This window comes from Streptomyces sp. NPDC060064, from assembly GCF_042736455.1.
In the GTDB taxonomy this organism is placed as follows: Bacteria; Actinomycetota; Actinomycetes; order Streptomycetales; family Streptomycetaceae; genus Streptomyces.
This window is the reverse complement of sequence record NZ_JBHWWF010000003.1, coordinates 70,850-89,856: the sequence shown is the minus strand read 5'-3', so window position 1 is coordinate 89,856 and position 19,007 is coordinate 70,850. Positions and strand designations below refer to the sequence as shown.

Annotated in this window: 14 protein-coding genes; 11 read left to right on the top strand and 3 right to left on the bottom strand. The window is 68.2% G+C overall.

Annotation, left to right across the window (positions count from 1 at the left end):
- Positions 1-28: 28 nt before the first annotated feature.
- Both ACFWDI_RS04665 and ACFWDI_RS04660 read left to right on the top strand, forming a co-directional pair.
- A complete protein-coding gene (locus ACFWDI_RS04665) occupies positions 29-3,862 on the top strand; it encodes a GH92 family glycosyl hydrolase (RefSeq protein ID WP_385301318.1) in 3,834 nt (1,277 codons plus the stop codon).
- 204 nt (positions 3,863-4,066) lie between these two features.
- Positions 4,067-4,990, top strand: a complete 924-nt coding sequence (locus ACFWDI_RS04660) for an FG-GAP repeat domain-containing protein (protein WP_385301317.1) — start codon at positions 4,067-4,069, stop codon at positions 4,988-4,990.
- Between the two features lie 102 nt (positions 4,991-5,092).
- Here ACFWDI_RS04660 and acnA read toward each other — a convergent pair whose 3' ends face one another.
- Both acnA and ACFWDI_RS04650 read right to left on the bottom strand, forming a co-directional pair.
- The gene (gene acnA, locus ACFWDI_RS04655) at positions 5,093-7,807 is read right to left on the bottom strand and encodes an aconitate hydratase AcnA (protein WP_385301316.1); all 2,715 of its coding nucleotides are present in this window, start codon (positions 7,805-7,807) and stop codon (positions 5,093-5,095) included.
- Between the two features lie 478 nt (positions 7,808-8,285).
- Positions 8,286-9,284: an NADP-dependent oxidoreductase gene (locus ACFWDI_RS04650; RefSeq protein WP_385301629.1), complete on the bottom strand. Its 999-nt coding sequence runs from the start codon at positions 9,282-9,284 to the stop codon at positions 8,286-8,288.
- 126 nt (positions 9,285-9,410) lie between these two features.
- Between ACFWDI_RS04650 and ACFWDI_RS04645 the strand changes: the two genes are divergently transcribed.
- The 4 genes from ACFWDI_RS04645 to ACFWDI_RS04630 all read left to right on the top strand — a co-directional run bounded on the left by ACFWDI_RS04645 (position 9,411) and on the right by ACFWDI_RS04630 (position 13,116).
- Entirely contained in the window at positions 9,411-10,004 is a 594-nt protein-coding gene (locus ACFWDI_RS04645) for a TetR/AcrR family transcriptional regulator (protein WP_385301315.1), read from the top strand.
- Between the two features lie 609 nt (positions 10,005-10,613).
- On the top strand, positions 10,614-11,099 hold the full coding sequence (locus ACFWDI_RS04640) for a hypothetical protein (RefSeq protein WP_385301313.1): 486 nt from the start codon (positions 10,614-10,616) through the stop codon (positions 11,097-11,099).
- A 243-nt stretch (positions 11,100-11,342) separates the two neighbouring features.
- Positions 11,343-11,537, top strand: a complete 195-nt coding sequence (locus tag ACFWDI_RS04635; RefSeq protein ID WP_385301312.1) for a hypothetical protein — start codon at positions 11,343-11,345, stop codon at positions 11,535-11,537.
- 49 nt (positions 11,538-11,586) lie between these two features.
- Positions 11,587-13,116, top strand: a complete 1,530-nt coding sequence (locus ACFWDI_RS04630) for a helix-turn-helix domain-containing protein (protein WP_385301310.1) — start codon at positions 11,587-11,589, stop codon at positions 13,114-13,116.
- Between the two features lie 282 nt (positions 13,117-13,398).
- Here the strand turns inward: ACFWDI_RS04630 and ACFWDI_RS04625 are convergent, their stop codons facing one another.
- The gene (locus tag ACFWDI_RS04625; RefSeq protein ID WP_385301309.1) at positions 13,399-13,839 is read right to left on the bottom strand and encodes an alpha/beta hydrolase; all 441 of its coding nucleotides are present in this window, start codon (positions 13,837-13,839) and stop codon (positions 13,399-13,401) included.
- A 222-nt stretch (positions 13,840-14,061) separates the two neighbouring features.
- Between ACFWDI_RS04625 and ACFWDI_RS04620 the strand changes: the two genes are divergently transcribed.
- From ACFWDI_RS04620 to ACFWDI_RS04600, 5 genes are all read left to right on the top strand, one after another.
- Complete coding sequence (locus ACFWDI_RS04620; RefSeq protein ID WP_385301308.1) at positions 14,062-14,568, top strand: SigE family RNA polymerase sigma factor; 507 nt, start codon at positions 14,062-14,064, stop codon at positions 14,566-14,568.
- A gap of 11 nt (positions 14,569-14,579) precedes the next feature.
- Complete coding sequence (locus ACFWDI_RS04615) at positions 14,580-15,068, top strand: hypothetical protein (RefSeq protein WP_385301306.1); 489 nt, start codon at positions 14,580-14,582, stop codon at positions 15,066-15,068.
- Positions 15,069-15,172: 104 nt separating this feature from the next.
- Positions 15,173-16,396, top strand: coding sequence for a glycosyltransferase (locus tag ACFWDI_RS04610; RefSeq protein WP_385301305.1), 1,224 nt, complete (start codon positions 15,173-15,175; stop codon positions 16,394-16,396).
- Complete coding sequence (locus ACFWDI_RS04605; RefSeq protein ID WP_385301303.1) at positions 16,393-17,673, top strand: glycosyltransferase family 39 protein; 1,281 nt, start codon at positions 16,393-16,395, stop codon at positions 17,671-17,673. Before ACFWDI_RS04610 ends, ACFWDI_RS04605 begins: the two co-directional genes overlap by 4 nt.
- 26 nt (positions 17,674-17,699) lie before the next feature.
- Positions 17,700-18,959 (top strand): mannosyltransferase family protein, encoded by a 1,260-nt coding sequence (locus ACFWDI_RS04600; protein ID WP_385301301.1) that lies wholly within the window; start codon positions 17,700-17,702, stop codon positions 18,957-18,959.
- Positions 18,960-19,007: the final 48 nt, after the last annotated feature.

Below are 19,007 nucleotides of genomic sequence, written 5' to 3'. Positions count from 1 at the left end.
CACTTTTCCACGGGAGGAAAAGATCAGGATGCAGCCCAGAACCGGACCTCGGCACAGACACGCCCATACGGCCGCGGTGGTGGTGGCCGCATCACTTCTCGTGGTGACGGCCCAGTCGGCCGCCATCGCCCGGCCCGCCCAACCCGACGGACGCGACGGGGAGTTCCACTCCTCCTTCGAAGCGGACGAACCCCAGCCGGACTGGCGTAATACCGTTGATATCGGAGCGGACGGACAGAAACGGGCAGAAGGAGTCGATGGCGGATTCTCCAGTGGGATTCCGGGCAACGTCACCGACAAGGTAATAGAACTGCGCGCCAGCGACGAAAACTCCGGCGCAGGCGAGACCAAGGAGAATCTGGTCGATCTCCAGCCGGGCACCAAATGGCTGGGATTCGAGCCCACCGCCTGGATCGAGTTCGACGCGGATGCGCCGGTCAAGGTCGTCACCTATGCGCTGACATCCGCGAACGACCACGCCGAGCGCGACCCCAGGGACTGGACCCTGAAGGGGTCCGCCGACGGCAAGGAGTGGAAGGTCCTGGACACCCGCGAGGGCCAGGCCTTTGAAAAGCGCTTCGAGACCAAGACGTACGACATCGCCGATGCGGCGAACGTGACGGCGTACGCGCACTATCGCCTGGAGATCACCAAGAACAACGGTGCCTCCGATGCCACCCAGCTCGCCGATGTCCAGTTCTCCAACGGCGACACCAGCACGCCCGTGCCGGTCGATATGCGCACCCAGGTCGACCGCGGCCCCGGCGGCTCCCCCACCGCCAAGGCGAATGCCGGATTCACCGGCAAGCGGGCTCTGAAGTACGCCGGTACCCACAAGCCGGGCGGCCGGGCCTACTCGTACAACAAGGTCTTCGACGTCAACACGGCCGTACGCCGTGACACCGAACTCTCGTACCGGATCTTCCCGTCCCTGCCGGAGACGGATCTCAACTACCCGGCCACGAATGTGTCGGTGGATCTTGCCTTCACCGACGGCAGCTATCTGAGTGATCTGAAGGCCACCGACTCCCACGGCGGGCTGCTGACCCCGCAGGGCCAGGGCGCCGCCAAGAGGCTCTACGTCAACCAGTGGAACCAGGTCGCGTCCAGGATCGGCACGGTCGCGGCCGGCAAGACGGTCGACCGGATCCTGGTGGCGTACGACTCCCCCAAGGGCCCGGCGAAGTTCCAGGGCTGGATCGACGACATCGCCCTGGCGTCCAAGGCTCCGGAGAAGCGGCTTGCCCACCTTTCGGACTACGCCTCGACCCTCCGCGGCACCAACTCCAGCGGCTCCTTCTCGCGCGGCAACACCTTCCCCGCCACCGCCGTCCCGCATGGCTTCAACTTCTGGACTCCGGCGACGAACTCCGCGTCCAAGGGCTGGCTGTACGAGTACGCGCGCGGCAACAACGCGGACAATCTGCCGACCGTGCAGGCCTTCAGCGCCAGCCATGAGCCGAGCCCGTGGATGGGTGACCGGCAGACCTTCCAGCTGATGCCGTCCGCGGCCGCCAGCACCCCGGACACCGACCGGGTCAAGCGCGCCCTCCCCTTCCGCCACGAGAAGGAGACCGCGCGTCCGCACTACTACGGCGTCACGTTCGAGAACGGCCTCAAGGCGGAGCTGGCCCCGACCGATCACGCGGCGATGATGCGGTTCACCTATCCCGGTGACGATGCGAGCGTCGTCTTCGACAACGTCACCAAGGAAGGCGGCCTGACCCTCGATCCGGGCACCAGCTCCTTCACCGGTTTCTCGGATGTCAAGAGCGGGCTGTCCACGGGCGCCACCCGGCTCTTCGTGTACGGCGTCTTCGACGCGCCGGTCACCGCGTCGGGCGCCGACGGCGTCACCGGCCATCTCCGCTTCGCGGCGGGCACGGACCGCACGGTCAATCTGCGCCTGGCCACGTCACTGATCAGTGTCGACCAGGCGAAGAAGAACCTCGCCGCCGAGATTCCGGCCGGCACCCGCTTCGATCGGGTGAAGGAGCGCGCGCAGGACGCCTGGGACGATCTGCTCGGCAGGGTCGAGGTCGAGGGCGCCAACCGGGACCAGCTCACCACGCTCTACTCCAGCCTGTACCGGCTCTACCTCTATCCCAACTCCGGGTTCGAGAACACCGGCACCACGTCCCGTCCCAAGCAGCAGTACGCGAGCCCGTTCTCGCCGATGACGGGCCCCGACACGCCGACCCGTACCGGCGCGAAGATCGTCGACGGCAGGGTCTACGTCAACAACGGCTTCTGGGACACCTACCGGACGACCTGGCCCGCATACTCCTTCCTCACTCCGAAGAAGGCGGGCGAGCTGGTGGACGGCTTCGTCCAGCAGTACAAGGACGGCGGCTGGATCTCCCGCTGGTCCTCGCCGGGCTATGCCGACCTGATGACCGGCACCAGCTCGGACGTGGCCTTCGCCGACGCGTACGTCAAGGGCGTGGACTTCGACGCCGAGGCTGCGTACGAGGCGGCGCTGAAGAACGCGACCGTGGTACCGCCCAGCTCGGGCGTCGGCCGCAAGGGCATGGAGACCTCATCGTTCCTCGGCTACGCCTCCACCGACACGCATGAGGGCCTGTCCTGGTCGCTGGAGGGCTACCTCAACGACTACGGCCTGTCGAAGATGGGCCAGGCCCTCTACAAGAAGACCAAGAACGCCCGATACAAGGAGGAGTCCGAGTACTTCCTCAACCGGGCCCGTAACTACGTCACGCTCTTCGACTCCAAGGCCGGCTTCTTCCAGGGCCGTGATCCCAAGGGCGACTGGCGGGTTCCGTCCGACCAGTACGACCCGCGGGTGTGGGGCTATGACTACACCGAGACAAACGGTTACGGATACGCGTTCACCGCACCTCAGGACTCGCGCGGTCTGGCCAATCTCTACGGCGGCCGCTCCGGTCTCGGCAAGAAGCTCGACACCTACTTCTCCACCCCGGAGACGGCCTCGCCCGAGTTCGTCGGTTCCTACGGCAGCGTCATCCATGAGATGACGGAGGCCCGTGACGTACGGATGGGTATGTACGGCCACTCCAACCAGGTCGCGCACCACGTCACGTACATGTACAACGCCGCCTCGCAGCCCTGGAAGACCCAGGAGAAGGTGCGCGAGGTGCTCTCCCGCCTCTACACCGGCAGCGAGATCGGACAGGGCTACCACGGCGACGAGGACAACGGCGAGCAGTCCGCCTGGTATCTCTTCTCCGCGCTCGGCTTCTATCCGCTGGTGATGGGCAGTGGCGAGTACGCGATCGGGGCGCCGCTCTTCACCAAGGCGACCGTCCATCTGGAGAACGGCCGCGACCTGGTGGTCAAGGCCCCGAAGAACAGCGCGCAGAACATCTATGTCCAGGCTCTGAAGGTGAACGGCAGGACCTGGAACTCCACGGCTCTGCCGCACGATCTGATCGCGCGGGGCGGCACGCTGGAGTTCGCGATGGGCCCGAAGCCGTCCTCCTGGGGTACGGGCAAGAACGCCGCCCCGGTCTCCATCACCCAGGACGACAAGGTGCCGTCGCCGCGCCACGATGTGATCGCGGCGGACGGTCCGCTCTTCGACAACTCCTCCGCGACTCAGTCGTCGTTCCAGTCGGCGGAGCTGCCGGTGGCGTCGAGGACCCGCGCGGTGCAGTACACCCTCACCTCGGCCACGAAGGACAAGGCCCCGACGGGCTGGGTGCTGCAGGGCTCGAATGACGGGACGGCCTGGCAGGACCTGGACAGGCGGACCGGTCAGACCTTCGCCTGGGACAGGCAGACCCGCGTCTTCACCGTCGGGAACCCTGGCGCGTACGCGAAGTACCGCCTTGTGGCTGCAGATACGGCGGCGACGCTCGCGGAGGTCGAGCTGCTCTCCTGACGTATCGAGTGCGTCACACATCACCACAGGCCCGCACCCGGCCCCACCGGGTGCGGGCCCTTTTGTCCCCTACCGGGCCCGCTACGGACCCACTCATTCCCCTTCAAATCGATTGACTCGTAAGGATGTTGTGCAACGATCATGAAGATCCTGCGATGACCACCTGAGGTATATCGCGCCTCATCACACACATGGAGCACATACGTGGCCAATCTTCCCGGCCGTAAGCGCGGACGCGTGCTGTCGCGTCTCGCCGTCGCAGCCATAGCCGCTGCCCTGGTCGGCACCTCAACCGGGGCCGCTGTGGCCGACACCCCGGCTCCTCAGCCACTGAAGGGCGTCGACGTCAGCCGCCTGCTTGCGGCGCCGTCGAACGCGCCCGCCGCGGCACAGGCCGCCGCCCCGGTCTACCTGCTCTGGGCGGTGGACAAGAAGTCCGACGCCTACCTCTACGGCCCCAACGGGAAGGGCAGCTTCGCCGCCCGCAGCTACGTCTCGAGCGGCTGGGGCCCGGTCAAGAACGTGGCCTCGATGGACCTCAATGCGGACGGCAAGTACGACGGCGCCTGGAGCTGGGACACCGCCGGCAACGTCTTCTTTGCCGACGACACGAGCAGCCGCCAGGTGGGCAAGGGTTGGAACATCTACAACCTGGTCCTGTCGCCGGGCAACCTCGGCGGCACCGTGCAGGACGACATCCTCGCCCGGGACAACGCCGGTGTGCTCTGGCTCTACAAGGGCAACAGCAACGGCACGGTCACCGCGCGGGTGAAGGTCGGTCCCGGCTGGAACGCCTACTCGCACATCACCGGCAAGGCCGACCTGTCCGGCGACGGCCGCGCGGACATCCTCGCCAAGGACAAGACCGGCGCGCTGTGGCTCTACAAGGGCACGGGCAACGCCGCCGCGCCCTTCTCGGCCCGCACCAAGGTCGGCGCCGGCTGGAACATCTACAACAAGGTCATCGCCAACGGTGACCTGAACCTGGACGGCCTGGCGGACGTCGTCGTGCGCGACGCCGCGGGCGCGCTGTGGATGTACAAGGGCAGCGGCAAGGCCACCGCCCCGTTCAACACCCCTCGCGTCAAGGTCGGCGCGGGCTTCAACATCTACCCCAAGCTGTTCTGATCCGGCAGCTGTCGGCACCGTAGTCCACACGGAAGGGCCGCATCCCCGTCACCGGGGATGCGGCCCTTTTGCTGCCTACGCCGTGCTGCCGTGCTGCCGTGCTTACTTGCGGATCAGGTTCCGCAGCACGTACTGCATGATGCCGCCGTTGCGGTAGTAGTCCGCCTCACCGGGGGTGTCGATACGGACGACCGCGTCGAACTCCACACCCGTGTCGGTGGTGACCTTGACCGTGCGCGGCGTGGTGCCGTTGTTCAGCTCGGTCACACCGGTGAAGGAGAAGGTCTCCTCGCCGGTCAGACCGAGGGTCTGCGCGGAAGCGCCCTCCGGGAACTGCAGCGGCAGGACGCCCATGCCGATGAGGTTCGAGCGGTGGATGCGCTCGTACGACTCGGCGATGACGGCCTTGACGCCGAGCAGCGCGGTGCCCTTGGCGGCCCAGTCGCGGGACGAGCCGGAGCCGTACTCCTTGCCCGCCAGGATCGCCAGCGGGGTGCCGGCGGCCTGGTAGTTCTGCGAGGCGTCGTAGATGAACGACACCGGGGCGCCGTCCTGGGTGAAGTCGCGGGTGTAGCCGCCTTCGGTGCCCGGCGCGATCTGGTTGCGCAGCCGGATGTTGGCGAACGTGCCGCGGATCATGACCTCGTGGTTGCCTCGGCGCGAGCCGTAGGAGTTGAAGTCGCGGCGCTCGACGCCGTGCTCCGTGAGGTACTTGCCGGCCGGGGTGTCGGCCTTGATGGCACCGGCCGGGGAGATGTGGTCGGTGGTGACCGAGTCGCCGAGCTTGGCGAGCACCCGGGCGCCGGTGATGTCCTCGACCGGGGTGGTCTCCATCGTCATGCCCTCGAAGTACGGGGGCTTGCGCACGTAGGTGGACTGCGGGTCCCACTCGAAGGTGTTGCCGGTCGGGATCGGCAGAGCCTGCCACTGGGCGTCGCCCGCGAAGACGTCCTGGTAGGACTTGTTGAACATGTCCTCGCCGATGGAGTTGGCGACGACGTCGTTGACCTCGGCCTCGGTCGGCCAGATGTCCTCGAGGAAGACCGGCTTGCCGTCCTGGTCGATGCCGAGCGCGTCCTTGGTGATGTCCACCTTCATGGAGCCGGCGAGGGCGTACGCGACGACCAGCGGCGGGGAGGCCAGGTAGTTCATCTTGACGTCGGGGTTGATCCGGCCCTCGAAGTTGCGGTTGCCGGAGAGCACCGACGTCACGGCCAGGTCGTGGTCGTTGACGGCCTTGGAGACCTCGTCCGGCAGCGGGCCGGAGTTGCCGATGCAGGTGGTGCAGCCGTAGCCGACGAGGTTGAAGCCGACCTTGTCGAGGTACGGGGTCAGGCCCGCCTTGTCGAAGTAGTCGGTGACGACCTTGGAGCCCGGGGCGAGGGTGGTCTTGACCCACGGCTTGCGGGTCAGGCCCTTCTCCACGGCCTTCTTCGCCACGAGCGCGGCGGCGACCATGACGTACGGGTTCGAGGTGTTGGTGCAGGAGGTGATCGCGGCGACGGTGACGGCGCCGTGGTCGATCTCGTACGTCGTGCCGTCGGGGGCGGTGACCGTGGTCGGGCGGGTCGGGACGCCGTTGTGCTCGGCCGGCGCGTCGGAGGCCGGGAAGGACTCCTTGCCCGCCTCGTCGTCGTCCTCGACGTAGTTGCGGACGTCCTGGGCGAACTGCTGGGCGGCGTTGGCGAGGACGATACGGTCCTGCGGGCGCTTCGGGCCGGCGATGGAGGGGACGACCGTCGCGAGGTCGAGCTCCAGCTTCTCGGAGAAGTCGGGCTCGGCGGACGGGTCCAGCCAGAGGCCCTGCTCCTTGGCGTACGCCTCGACCAGCGCGACCTGCTGCTCGCTGCGGCCGGTCAGCTTGAGGTATTTCAGCGTCTCGTCGTCGATCGGGAAGATCGCGGCGGTGGAGCCGAACTCCGGCGACATGTTGCCGATGGTGGCGCGGTTGGCGAGCGAGGTGGCGGCGACACCCTCACCGTAGAACTCGACGAACTTGCCGACGACGCCGTGCTTGCGCAGCATCTCGGTGATCGTGAGCACCAGGTCGGTGGCGGTGGTGCCGGGCTTCAGCTCACCGGTCAGCTTGAAGCCGACGACGCGCGGAATGAGCATCGAGACCGGCTGGCCGAGCATCGCGGCCTCGGCCTCGATGCCGCCGACGCCCCAGCCCAGCACACCGAGGCCGTTGACCATGGTGGTGTGCGAGTCGGTGCCGACAAGAGTGTCGGGGTACGCCTGGCCGCCCCGGACCATGACCGTACGCGCGAGGTGCTCGATGTTGACCTGGTGGACGATGCCGGTGCCGGGCGGGACGACCTTGAACTCGTCGAAGGCGGTCTGGCCCCAGCGCAGGAACTGGTAACGCTCCTTGTTGCGGCCGTACTCCAGCTCCACGTTCTGCGCGAAGGAGTCCTTCGTACCGAACTTGTCGGCGATCACGGAGTGGTCGATGACCAGCTCGGCGGGCGCGAGCGGGTTGATCTTCGCCGGGTCGCCGCCGAGCTCCTTCACGGCCTCACGCATGGTGGCGAGGTCCACGACACACGGCACACCGGTGAAGTCCTGCATGATCACGCGGGCCGGCGTGAACTGGATCTCCTGGCTGGGCTGCGCCTGGGAGTCCCAGCCGCCGAGCGCCCGGATGTGGTCGGCGGTGATGTTCGCGCCGTCCTCAGTGCGGAGAAGGTTCTCCAGCAGCACCTTCAGGCTGTAGGGGAGGCGCGCGGAGCCCTCGACCTTGTCCAGCTTGAAGATCTCGTACGACTCGTCGCCCACGCGCAGCGTGCTGCGGGCGTCGAAGCTGTTCGCCGACACGACAGTCTCCTTCATCAATGTGCGCGTACCTACCACAATGCTGCCGCCACGGCTCCTCGCCGATCCGCTAAGGTAAGGCTTAGTTAGGTAACCCTTATCGATTGGCGGCCGCGGTACGCCTTCGGCAGATATCTCGATGTCGAGATAACTCTAGTACATGACCGCTGCCGGGTCATGCCCGGACCTCGCTTGACCGCTCTCATCCAATCGAGGCGTTTACTCAGCGAACCCAGCGTTTCGCCTTCTGCCTCAGTGAACCCGGTCGTGCGGGTAATCGCGATGGGGGTGCTGGGTGGCTGTACGCGCCCAGTCGCTGACGGTCTGGCCTCGAAACCTGATCGAATACGGGTGTGAGTAGTTGAGGTACAGGAAGTACGGCGTGCCAGAGCCGTTCGATGGGTACCTCGCCGGCGACGGTGATAGTGGCGGAGTGCAGCAGTTCTCCGACACCGGGGCCGGCGAAGGTGACCCCGGGTTGCTAAGCGACCGTGAGCACGATCTTGCCCTGGATGTGCCCCCGGGCGGCGCGCTCGTGCGCCGCCCGGGCATCCGCGAGCGGGAACGTGCTGTCGATCGCGACGCGAATCTTCCCCGCGTCAAGCAAGCTCGCCAGTTCGGCGAGCTGCGCGCCGCTCGAGCGGACCGTCACGGCCGTGACCGTGACACCCAGCTCCGCGTTCTCCTCGTCGTCGAACTGGCCGAAGTACACCGGGTAGAGGGACCCGCCGCGCTTGAGGGTGCGCAGGAAGCGCCTGCTGTCGGGACCCCCGACGGCGTCCAGGACCAGGTCGACGTCACGGACGACCTCTTCGGGCCGCTCCTTGGTGTAGTCGATGAACTCGTCGGCGCCGAGCTCGCGCAGGAACGTCTCGTGGGCGCCGGAGGCCACGGCGATGACGCGGACCCCCTTCCACTTGGCCAGCTGGAGAGCGAGGTGCCCCACGCCACCGGCAGCGCCGTTGATGAGCACCGTGCTCTCGCTGTCGAGTGCCATCGGGCGGTGCTGGGCCTCTTGGAACGGCGAGGGATGATCGTGCCCGAGCTCGATCAAGAACTGCCACGCCGTCAACCCCGACATGGCCAGGGCGGCGGCGTGCACGTGGTCGATGCCGGCCAGCTTGCGGGCGAGGTCGGACGCCGGCGCGGTGACGTACTCGGCGTACGCGCCGCCCTGGAGAACGGTGGGGAAGCGCAGAAGGCCGAACACCTCGTCTCCGACCGCGAAGCCGTTGACGTCGGCGGAGACGGCTTCCACGACGCCTGAGACGTCGGTCCCCGGAATCAGGGGGAGATGGAACGGGGGCTTGAGCTCGGGGGGTATGTCGGGCATTCCCTCGCGTGCGTACCAGTCGGGAGGGTTGATGCCGACCGCGTGCACGCGCACGAGCACCTCACCCGGCCCCGGCTCGGGAACCGGCACCTCCTCATGACGCAGCACCTCAGGGCCGCCGAACTCGTGCAGCCGGATCGCTTTCATGGTCTGTTTCGGCACAGCTCTCTCTCCTGCGTCTCTCGCGGGGTAAACTAAGTGAACCAATGGTCCGTTTTTCCGGACCACTGATCCGAATATATGGACCACTGATCCGGAAGTCAAGAGGGACAGATGCGGGCCGACGCCAGGAAGAACCGCGACCACCTGCTCGCAGTAGCGGGAACCGCCATCACCGAGCAAGGCGTCGACGTGTCACTGCGCGACATCGCACGCCGGGCCGATGTCGGGCTCGCGACGCTGCTGCGTCACTTCCCGACGCGCGAGGCGCTGCTCGATGCCCTGCTCCGCACGAGCTTCGACGAACTGACGGCAAAGGCAGGCGAGCTCGAGACATCGAGCTCGCCCGAAGACGCTCTCGTTTCGTGGCTACGCGACTGCGTGGCGTGGACAACCGAGTATCGGGGCGTGACCGTGCTGATGGCAGCCGCCATCGATGACACCGAATCCGCACTCCACGCTTCGTGCGTCACCCTGCGCGCAGCCGGTGCGCGGCTCCTCACCCGTGCCCAGGCCGCGGGCATGGCGCGGAGCGATATCGATGGCGCCGATTTGTTTGCGCTGGTAGCCATGCTCGCTTGGCTCGGCGATCAACCCTCGCTCGCGCCACGCGCCGATCACCTCTTCGAGGTTGTCGCGAGCGCGATTCTGACAACTGCAAGGAGCAGCTGCGCCGAGGAGGAACGTCACCCTCGGGCCTGCGGATGAAACCGTCTCGCTTGCGGACCGACGAAACTCGGCCGCGCGCTCGGCAGGAGCGGTTCGACGCCGAGTTCGCCAAGGCGGTCAAGGGCACCGGCATCGAGCCGCGCGCTCCCCGGGAGCGGACCGCGACCGCCGCGAAGCGGCTGACGAAGGCGACGCGCACGAACAGTTCGAGGCCCAGGGCATCTTGTTCGTTCCCTACTTACCGCCGGCCTCGGGTCGGCTCAGCAGCTACCACGAGCTGACGGGCCGGCAAAGCGCCTCGGCGCCACGTCGGCCCAGGTCACGTCGGCCTGGCTGCTGCGCCGCTCTCTCTCCATAGTCGTCATCCCCGGCACGTCCCGACCACTTGCGCTCCAATGTCGCTGCGTCCGGGGTCGCCGAAAATCTGACCGCCGCCGAGGTTGCCCGAACGCCCGACGCTCCCTTCCCGGGCCCGGCTGACCGGCAGCCCCGAACCGGGGGCCCTGCGGACGCTCCTATCGCTGGTCCCGCCGTCGTCCACTCACACGTCCCGTGATGCGGAGCGTCCACGGAAAGGGGACTCTTGAAACTCAGCCTCGGGGTACGGGTCACCGACTCGAGATTGATTGCTCAGCAGGAGGACCGCCCATGATCAGAGTTATGCGGCCGCTTCTTCACGGCGCTGTTGCGGGACTCGCCGGTACGACCGCGCTCAATATCGCAGGTTATGCCGACGTTGCGCTTCGAGGCCGGCCCATCAGCGATACACCTGAGATCACAGTGCGGAGCCTTGCTGCGAAGCTCCGCATTCGAATCCCCGGGGACGATCAGATCCTGGAGAACCGGATCGCCGGCCTTGGCCCCTTGACCGGATACACCGTGGGGCTGGGCATGGGGGCGGCGCTGTCATTGGCACAGGCTGCTGGTTGGCCTCCGACGAAGGCTTCCCGCTATGCCGTTGCGTCTCTCTTTGCCCTAACTGTCACAAATGCGCCGATTGTTCTTTTGGGAATCACGGATCCACGGACCTGGGCAACCTCGGACTGGGTCTCAGACATCATCCCGCATGTTCTCTATGCGGTAGTCACAGTCCGCGTCCTTGACAAGCTGGAAGCAGCAGGCCCCCAGCGTTGATGGCCGGATCCCGTAGTGACGCCCTCAGACAGGTGCGGGTTTCTCCTTTCTTGTTCTGCCGGCGGGTTGAGGAAGTTCAGGTGGGTGCGGCGGGCGGGCAGGTGCCACAGCCTGTAGCGCAGGGTGTCGGGTTCGGCGTCTGCGAGGTCGTCCCTGTCGTGCAGGCAATCGAAGACACGGGCGGGGTGCCCGTACGGCGGCGGTGCGCTTGCCGCGCCCTTGCGCCCGGCTCAGTATCGGAGCATGTTCGGCGGCGCGCATGTGCTCCTCCACAGCCGGGACGCGGACGCGGACGGCGCCTTCATGAAGGATGCGCCCGGATTTGCTCATGTCGACGCCGGGCGCGACCGCCTCGTCTTCCAAACGCCACCGGCGCAGATGGCCGAACTCCCGCCGCACGAACCGCGACGCCCGGCTGCCCACCGGCTGTCACCCTGACGGCCTACCCATGCGCGATCACATCTCATATGTGAGATAGCGTGCAGCCATGGCAGACGACTACCTCGTACGCATCGGCAAGCTCATCCGTGACGCCCGTCAGCATCGGGGCTGGACACAGACGCAGTTGGCCGAGGCACTCGGCACCAGCCAGAGCGCGGTGAATCGCATCGAACGCGGCAACCAGAACATCAGTCTTGAGATGATCGCGCGCATCGGTGAAGCGCTCGACAGCGAGATCGTCTCGCTCGGCTACGCCGGGCCCATGCACCTTCGGGTGGTCGGCCGACGCCGGCTCTCCGGCGCCATCGATGTCAAGACGAGCAAGAACGCGTGTGTGGCGCTGCTCTGCGGCTCGCTGCTCAACAAGGGCCGTACGGTGCTGCGCCGAGTCGCCCGTATCGAGGAAGTCTTCCGGCTGCTCGAGGTGCTCAACTCCATCGGGGTGCGCACCCGTTGGATCAACGAGGGCGTGGATCTGGAGATCGTGCCGCCCGCGCAGCTCGACATGGACGCCATCGACGCGGAGGCCGCCCGCCGGACCCGGTCGATCATCATGTTCCTCGGTCCGCTGCTGCACCGGATGGACACGTTCAGGCTGCCGTACGCCGGCGGCTGCGACCTCGGTACGCGGACCATCGAGCCGCACATGATCGCGCTGCGCCGCTTCGGTCTCGACATCACCGCGACCGAGGGGCTGTACCACGCGAAGGTGGAGGGCACGACCGCGCCCGACCGCCCGATCGTCCTGACCGAACGCGGCGACACCGTGACCGAGAACGCGCTGCTGGCCGCGGCCCGGCACGACGGTGTGACCGTCATCCGCAACGCCTCCTCCAATTACATGGTCCAGGATCTGTGCTTCTTCCTGGAGGCGCTGGGCGTCAGGGTCGAGGGGATCGGGACGACCACGCTCACGGTGCACGGCGTGCCGACCATCGACGTGGACGTCGACTACTGCCCCTCCGAGGACCCGGTCGAGGCGATGAGCCTGCTCGCCGCCGCGGTCGTCACCGAGTCCGAACTCACCATCCGCCGTGTCCCGATCGAGTTCATGGAGATCGAGCTCGCGGTGCTGGAGGAGATGGGCCTCGACCACGACCGCTCGCCGGAGTACGCGGCGGACAACGGCCGCACCCGGCTGGTGGATCTGACGGTCCGGCCCTCCAAACTGGAGGCGCCGATCGACAAGATCCACCCGATGCCCTTCCCCGGTCTGAACATCGACAATGTCCCGTTCTTCGCGGCGATCGCGGCGGTCGCCGAGGGCAAGACGCTGATCCACGACTGGGTCTACGACAACCGCGCGATCTATCTGACGGACCTCAACCGCCTGGGCGGCCGCCTCCAGCTGCTCGACCCGCACCGCGTCCTGGTCGAGGGCCCGACCCGCTGGCGCGCGGCCGAGATGATGTGCCCGCCCGCACTGCGGCCTGCCGTGGTGGTGCTGCTGGCGATGATGGCGGCCGAGGGCACGTCCGTACTGCGCAATGTGTACGTCATCAACCGGGGTTACGAGGATCTGGCGGAGCGCCTCAACTCGGTGGGCGCGCAGATCGAGATCTTCCGGGACATCTGAGGCATTTCCCGGTCAGGAGGTCTTTTCTCCGTCTTGGGCCGTCATTGGGCCGTCATTGGGCCGTCATTGGGCCGTCGTTGGGCCGTCGTTGGGCCGTCGACCGTGTCAGCCACTTACGGAAGACATGTGTGCCGTTCCGCACCTGGGTTGCGATGGCTTTGTGGCTCAATCGCCGCCCCGCTCGCTGCCCTCTGAGCGGTGAGGTCACCACTCAGAGGGCTCCGAAGACCTGGATGACGTCGGGCGCGCGGCCGACGGTCACCTTCGGCAAGACGCTGCTTCTCAGTCGGTGCAGGTGGTGCCGGGTGCGGGCAGCGCGCGGGTGGTCAGGTAGCGGTTGGTGGCCTTCTGGACGCACTCGGAGACCAGGAACATGCTGTAGTCGTCGCCTTCGCGGCCGAGTACGACGCTGCCGGGCAGTTGGGCGGCCATGGCCGCGCCCGCGCGGTGGGGGGCGAGGGCCTGGTGGGTGGACTGGAGGATCAGTGCGGGCGGTGCGCCGTGGACCGGGGCGCCCGCCTTCACGGGCTTGGCCGGGGTGGGCCAGCCGAGGCAGCCGGCGATGGCCTTGTAGGAGCGGACCGCCGGTGCGACCGCGCGGGTCGTCTTCGAGGCGCCCGGCGGTCGGAAACCGACCCCCGCGGCCAACAAGTCCGAGATCGGCGCTCTGATAGTGGGGTTGAAGAAGGCGCCGTAAGTGGCGAGTGTCTCCGAGCCGTTCACCAAGTGGCCTGGTGAGCAAGGACGGAACGATCGCCCACGCCCAGGTCACACCGGCGCCCGTGGGGGGACGGGGCCGTCCGGCGGGGGTGGACGGAGGAGCATCTCGCGCGCTCGTCGTCGACATGCCCTGTGATTCAGATCACGGGCCGCAGCTGCATCGTGGGCCGCGTGCCAGTGCCTTCTAAAGGGTGTAGGCGACCGGCGAGAACAGGGACAGTGCGAATGGAGCAGAGTCGAGCCCGTGCGTTCGACGAGTTCGTGGCTGCCCGCTGGTCGGTGCTGGTCCACCTGGCCCGCCTGCTCGTCGGAGGCGATCGGCATCGGGCCGAGGACTTGTTGCAGGAGTCCTTGGTCAAGCTCTGGTTCGTCTGGCCCAAAGTGGCGGACGACGCACCGGAGCCGTACGTCCGCAAGGTGATGGTGCGCGCGGCGGCACGCTCGGGACAGCGGCGTTGGTGGGGTGAACGCCCCGTCGAACAGCTGCCCGAGGCGGCGATGGTCCGCGATGTGTCCGCGGACGTGGTGGAGCGTTCTCGACTGGAGGCCGCGCTGGCCCAGTTGTCGCCGAAGCAGAGGGTGGCGGTGGTGCTGCGCTACTACCAGGACCTGCCCGAGGGGCAGGTGGCGGAGGCGCTCGGGTGCCCGGTGGGCACGGCTCGGTCCCATGCCGCACGCGGAGTGGCGCGGCTGAGGCTGCTCCTGGGCGATGTGAACGAGCCGGTGCGGTGAAGGAGAACCCCATGGATCACTTCGAGCGGCAGCTGGCACAGATGCTGCGCGACACCGAGGCGCCCGCACCGTTCGAGCCGAGGCACCAGGAACGTCTCCGGGCAGGGGTGCATGTCCGCTCTCGCAGACGGGCCGCGCAGAGGGCCGCCGGCGCCGCCCTGGCCGTTGTCGGCCTCAGTGTCGGGCTGTTCCTGCTGCCCGGCCACGCGACCCGGGTCGAGCCCAGCCACCCCCGCCCACAGCCCGCGACGAGCCCGTCACCCTCCGCCCCGCCCGCGACACCCGACGTGTCCACGAGCGAACCCTCCTCATCGGAAACTTCCACTGGCCCCGCATCCCCGGACGGGACCGCCGCCATCACGCCGCCGGCCACGGACGGGAGTACGGCCACGGCCGACAGTTCGGCCACGGCCACTGAGACCCCGCCGGGGAGCACGGAGGGCGCGTCGCCGCCCCCGACCTCGGCCCCGCCTTCGGGTACGGCGACCGCGCGGAACTAGTCGTCGACCGCCTCGCCCTCGCTCGTCACCCCGTAACGCCCTGGCCCACCCTCGCCCCGAGTGTCTTCGGCCTGCCCCACGCCAGGTCACAAAAAGGACAAAACATGAGAAATCAAGGGTCACTTGCGCTGAAGGACCTGAGCCGACTGCCGCACCGCGCACCGGTGGCGACGCACCACCCGGAGCCCGTCCTGGACGTGGTCGTCCCCGTGTTCAATGAGGAGAGGGATCTGGAGCCGAGCGTGCGGCGGCTCCACACACACCTGTGCGAGACCTTCCCCTATCCGTTCCGTATCACCATCGCCGACAACGCCAGCACGGACAGCACCCCGCGGATCGCCGCCCGGCTGGCAGACGAACTGCCCGAAGCACAGTGGCTTCAGCTGGCCGAGAAGGGGCGCGGCCGGGCGCTGCGTACCGCCTGGTCGCTCTCGTCGGCCCCCGTACTCGCGTACATGGACGTGGACCTGTCCACGGAACTGACGGCGTTGCTGCCGCTCGTGGCCCCGCTGCTCTCCGGCCACTCCGATATCGCCATCGGCACCCGCCTGGCCCCCGGTTCCCGGGTGGTGCGCGGCCCCAAGCGAGAGATCACCTCTCGTTGCTACAACGCCCTCCTGCGCTCCGTCCTCGCCGTGGGCTTCTCCGACGCGCAGTGCGGATTCAAGGCGGTGCGGCGTGATGTGGCCGAGCGACTACTGCCCCTCGTTCAGGACTCGGAGTGGTTCTTCGACACCGAACTGCTGGTGCTCGCCGAGCGTGCCGGGCTGCGCATCCATGAGGTGCCGGTCGACTGGGTGGACGATCCCGACACCCGGGTCGACATCCTCGCCACGGCACTGGCCGACCTGCGCGGCATCGCCAGGATCGGCGGGGCACTGGCGCGGGGCACGCTGCCGCCGGGCGGGTCGCTCCGCGACGGGGGCGCCGACGCACCGGGCAGGCTCGCCACCCAACTCGTGTGCTTCGCCGCCGTAGGCGCCGTCAGCACCCTCGCATACCTGCTCCTCTACGCGGCGCTGCGCCCGGTGGCCGGATCCCAGACCGCCAACGCACTCGCGCTGCTGGTCTGCGCCGTCGCCAACACGACCGTGAACAGGCGGCTCACCTTCGGCCTCCGTGGCCGCGGCGGTGTGCTGCGCCACCAGGGCAGGGGCCTGGTCGTCCTCCTGATCGGCCTGGCGCTCACCGCCGGATCGCTCGCCGCCCTGCACCACGCGGTGCCCTCGGCCGGGCACGCCACCGAACTCGCCGTACTTCTCGCCGCCAACCTGGCCGCGACGCTGCTGCGGTTCCTGTCCTTCCGAGCGTGGGTGTTCCGCGCATGATCAGGACCACCGCCCGTACGACCGCGACCGGCACCCTCAGCTGGAACGCGAGGCTGTCGCAGCAGCCCGCCACCACGGGCCCCGACCGCCGGCGCCGGCTGCGCCGCACAGCCGAGCACTACGGCCCCGTACTGGCCGTCTACGGCACGCTCAAGTTCATCGGCTTCGCCGCCTTCATGTGGCTGCTGCACTCCGCCGGCGACTACCGCACGAAGAACCCGCGCTTCGGCGGCGGCGCCCACCCGTGGGACGTCCTGGCCAGCTGGGACGGCTGGTGGTACCAGCAGATCGCCGCGCACGGGTACGACCCTCAGCTGGTCCCGATCCCCGGCGCCACCGGCCCGATCACACTCGAAGGGAACTCGGCGGCGTTCTTCCCGCTCTACCCGGCGCTGATGCGGCTGGTCTCCGAGCTCACCGGCCTCGGCCTGTACGGCGCCGGCCTGCTGGTCTCCGTCGTCGCCTCCTTGGCCGCCGCCCTGGGCATCTACGCCATCACCGAACGCCTCGGCGGCAGACGGGCCGGGCTGGCCGCGGCCGGACTCTGGGCCGTCTGGCCCGGTTCCGGCGTGGAGTGGGCGGTCTACTCCGACTCCCTCTACGTGGCCCTGGCCGTCTGGGCCTGCCATGCCGTCCTGAGCCGCCGCTGGCTCACCGCCGGTCTCCTCACCTGCGTGGCAGGGCTCAACCGGCCCACCGCCGTGGCGCTGATCGCCGCCGTCGCCGTCGCGGCCCTGCTCGCGCTCCACCGTCGCCGGGACGGCATCCTGCGTCCGGTGGCCGCGATGGCCGTCGCCCCGCTCGGCCTCCTCGCCCATCTCGGCTGGGTGGGTCACCAAATGGGCGACTACGGCGGCTACTTCAGGCTTCAGTCCGGTGCCTGGGCCCACGAGTGGGACTACGGCCGGCACACCCTCGACGTCCTCACATCCGTCCCGGTGGGCCACTTCGACTATCTCTCCGCCTGGCCCTTCGCGGACCTGATCGGCGTCGGTGTCGTCCTGCTAGCGCTCGCACTGCTCCCGCTGCTGATCCGGCTGCGTCCCCCGACCGTCCTGATGGTCTACACCGTCCTCACCCTCGTCCTCGTCCTGGGCAGCCAGCAGATATTCGGCAACGTCTCCCGCTATCTGCTCCCCCTCTTCCCGCTCTTTCTCCCGCTCGCCCTCGCCCTGCGCCGCCTCAGCCCGACCCACCAGCTCATGCTCCTCGGCATCGCGGCCCTGGCTTCCGGCTCGTACGCGGGCTACGGCCTTTTCGAACTCGGCGTCCCGTAACCGACGGACCCAGGAATGGATGCCCGATGACCACGACCCTGCCCACCGCCGAGCAGTCGGCCTCGAGTCCGGCACACCGTGCTCCTGCAGGCAATCCAGGTCCCGTACGGAACCCCACCGGCGCCCCCGAGCAGCGGCGACTGCTCGACCGACTGACCCCGACGGACCTCCGGGTGCTCCGGCTCTACCTGTTCACGCGCCTCGGGCTGTGGCTCGTCGCCTACTGCACCGCCTGGCTGTCCCCTGCCGGATCCGACGCCAGGACACCCGCCCCATGGCTGTCCCGCTGGGAGCAATGGGACTGGGTGCACTATCAACGCATAGCCCAGTACGGCTACTTCGACCCCTTCCCGGGAATCGACCCCGCGTCCGACAACCGGGTGGCCTTCTTCCCCGGTTTCCCCCTCCTGCTGCGCACCGTGCACACCCTCATCACCGACTGGGCCGTGGCCGGCCTGCTGATCTCCCTGGTGAGCGGTGCGGTGGCCGTCGTAGCCCTGGCCAGGATCGCCGGGCTGGGCCGACCGGACAGCGCTCGGGCCGGCCGACGGGCCACGGGCTTTCTGTTGCTGTCGCCCGCCGCGGTGTTCCTGGCAGCCGGATACACGGAATCCCTCTTCCTCGCGTTCGCGCTGCCGGCCTGGCTCGCGGCGAAGAACCGCAACTGGCCGGTCGCGGGCGTTCTCGCCGCCTTGGCCACCACCACCCGGATCAGCGGCCTGTTCCTGGCCGCCGCGATCACGGTCGAATGCGTCCTGGCCCGAGCCGACCGCCGAGGGCGCCGCCGTTGGCGCTCCCTGCCCTGGTGCGCTTTGCCCGCCGTACCCGCCACGGCCTACACCGTCTACCTGCACGCGAACACCGGCGACTGGACAGCCTGGAAGCACGCGCAGGAACGCGGCTGGCACCGCGACTTCCACACTCCCGCCGAAGCGTTCCGGAACACCTGGCGGAACGCCTTCGACCACCTCCAGACCACCGGCTACGCCTGGGAGTTCCAGCTCGAACTGGCCGCCATGGCGGTCGGTGTCCTGCTGCTCTTCGTCCTTCTGCTCCGCCGCCGCTGGCCGGAAGCCGTGTACATCGGGCTCAGCCTGTGGGCCCTGGGGACGTCGTACTGGTACCTGTCCATCCCCCGCGCAACCCTGCTCTGGTGGCCGCTGTGGACCGGCCTGGCCCACTGGAGCCTGCGGCGCACGTGGGTGAAGGAGGCGTACGTCGGTGTAGTGGCTCCGCTGACGGTGGTGCTCGCGGTGACGTTCACCTCGGGCCACTGGACCGGCTGACACGAACCGACCCGGCGCTCTCGGCCTGGTCAGCCGATGCCGGCAGAG

Excerpts from the sequence above, each read along its gene's own strand:
- ACFWDI_RS04665 (WP_385301318.1), top strand. The coding sequence starts at position 29 with ATGCAGCCCAGAACCGGACCTCGGCACAGACACGCCCATACGGCCGCG.
- ACFWDI_RS04650 (WP_385301629.1), bottom strand. The coding sequence starts at position 9,284 with ATGAAAGCGATCCGGCTGCACGAGTTCGGCGGCCCTGAGGTGCTGCGT.
- ACFWDI_RS04645 (WP_385301315.1), top strand. The coding sequence starts at position 9,411 with ATGCGGGCCGACGCCAGGAAGAACCGCGACCACCTGCTCGCAGTAGCG.
- ACFWDI_RS04640 (WP_385301313.1), top strand. The coding sequence starts at position 10,614 with ATGATCAGAGTTATGCGGCCGCTTCTTCACGGCGCTGTTGCGGGACTC.
- ACFWDI_RS04635 (WP_385301312.1), top strand. The coding sequence starts at position 11,343 with ATGTTCGGCGGCGCGCATGTGCTCCTCCACAGCCGGGACGCGGACGCG.
- ACFWDI_RS04630 (WP_385301310.1), top strand. The coding sequence starts at position 11,587 with ATGGCAGACGACTACCTCGTACGCATCGGCAAGCTCATCCGTGACGCC.
- ACFWDI_RS04620 (WP_385301308.1), top strand. The coding sequence starts at position 14,062 with ATGGAGCAGAGTCGAGCCCGTGCGTTCGACGAGTTCGTGGCTGCCCGC.
- ACFWDI_RS04615 (WP_385301306.1), top strand. The coding sequence starts at position 14,580 with ATGGATCACTTCGAGCGGCAGCTGGCACAGATGCTGCGCGACACCGAG.
- ACFWDI_RS04610 (WP_385301305.1), top strand. The coding sequence starts at position 15,173 with ATGAGAAATCAAGGGTCACTTGCGCTGAAGGACCTGAGCCGACTGCCG.
- ACFWDI_RS04605 (WP_385301303.1), top strand. The coding sequence starts at position 16,393 with ATGATCAGGACCACCGCCCGTACGACCGCGACCGGCACCCTCAGCTGG.
- ACFWDI_RS04600 (WP_385301301.1), top strand. The coding sequence starts at position 17,700 with ATGACCACGACCCTGCCCACCGCCGAGCAGTCGGCCTCGAGTCCGGCA.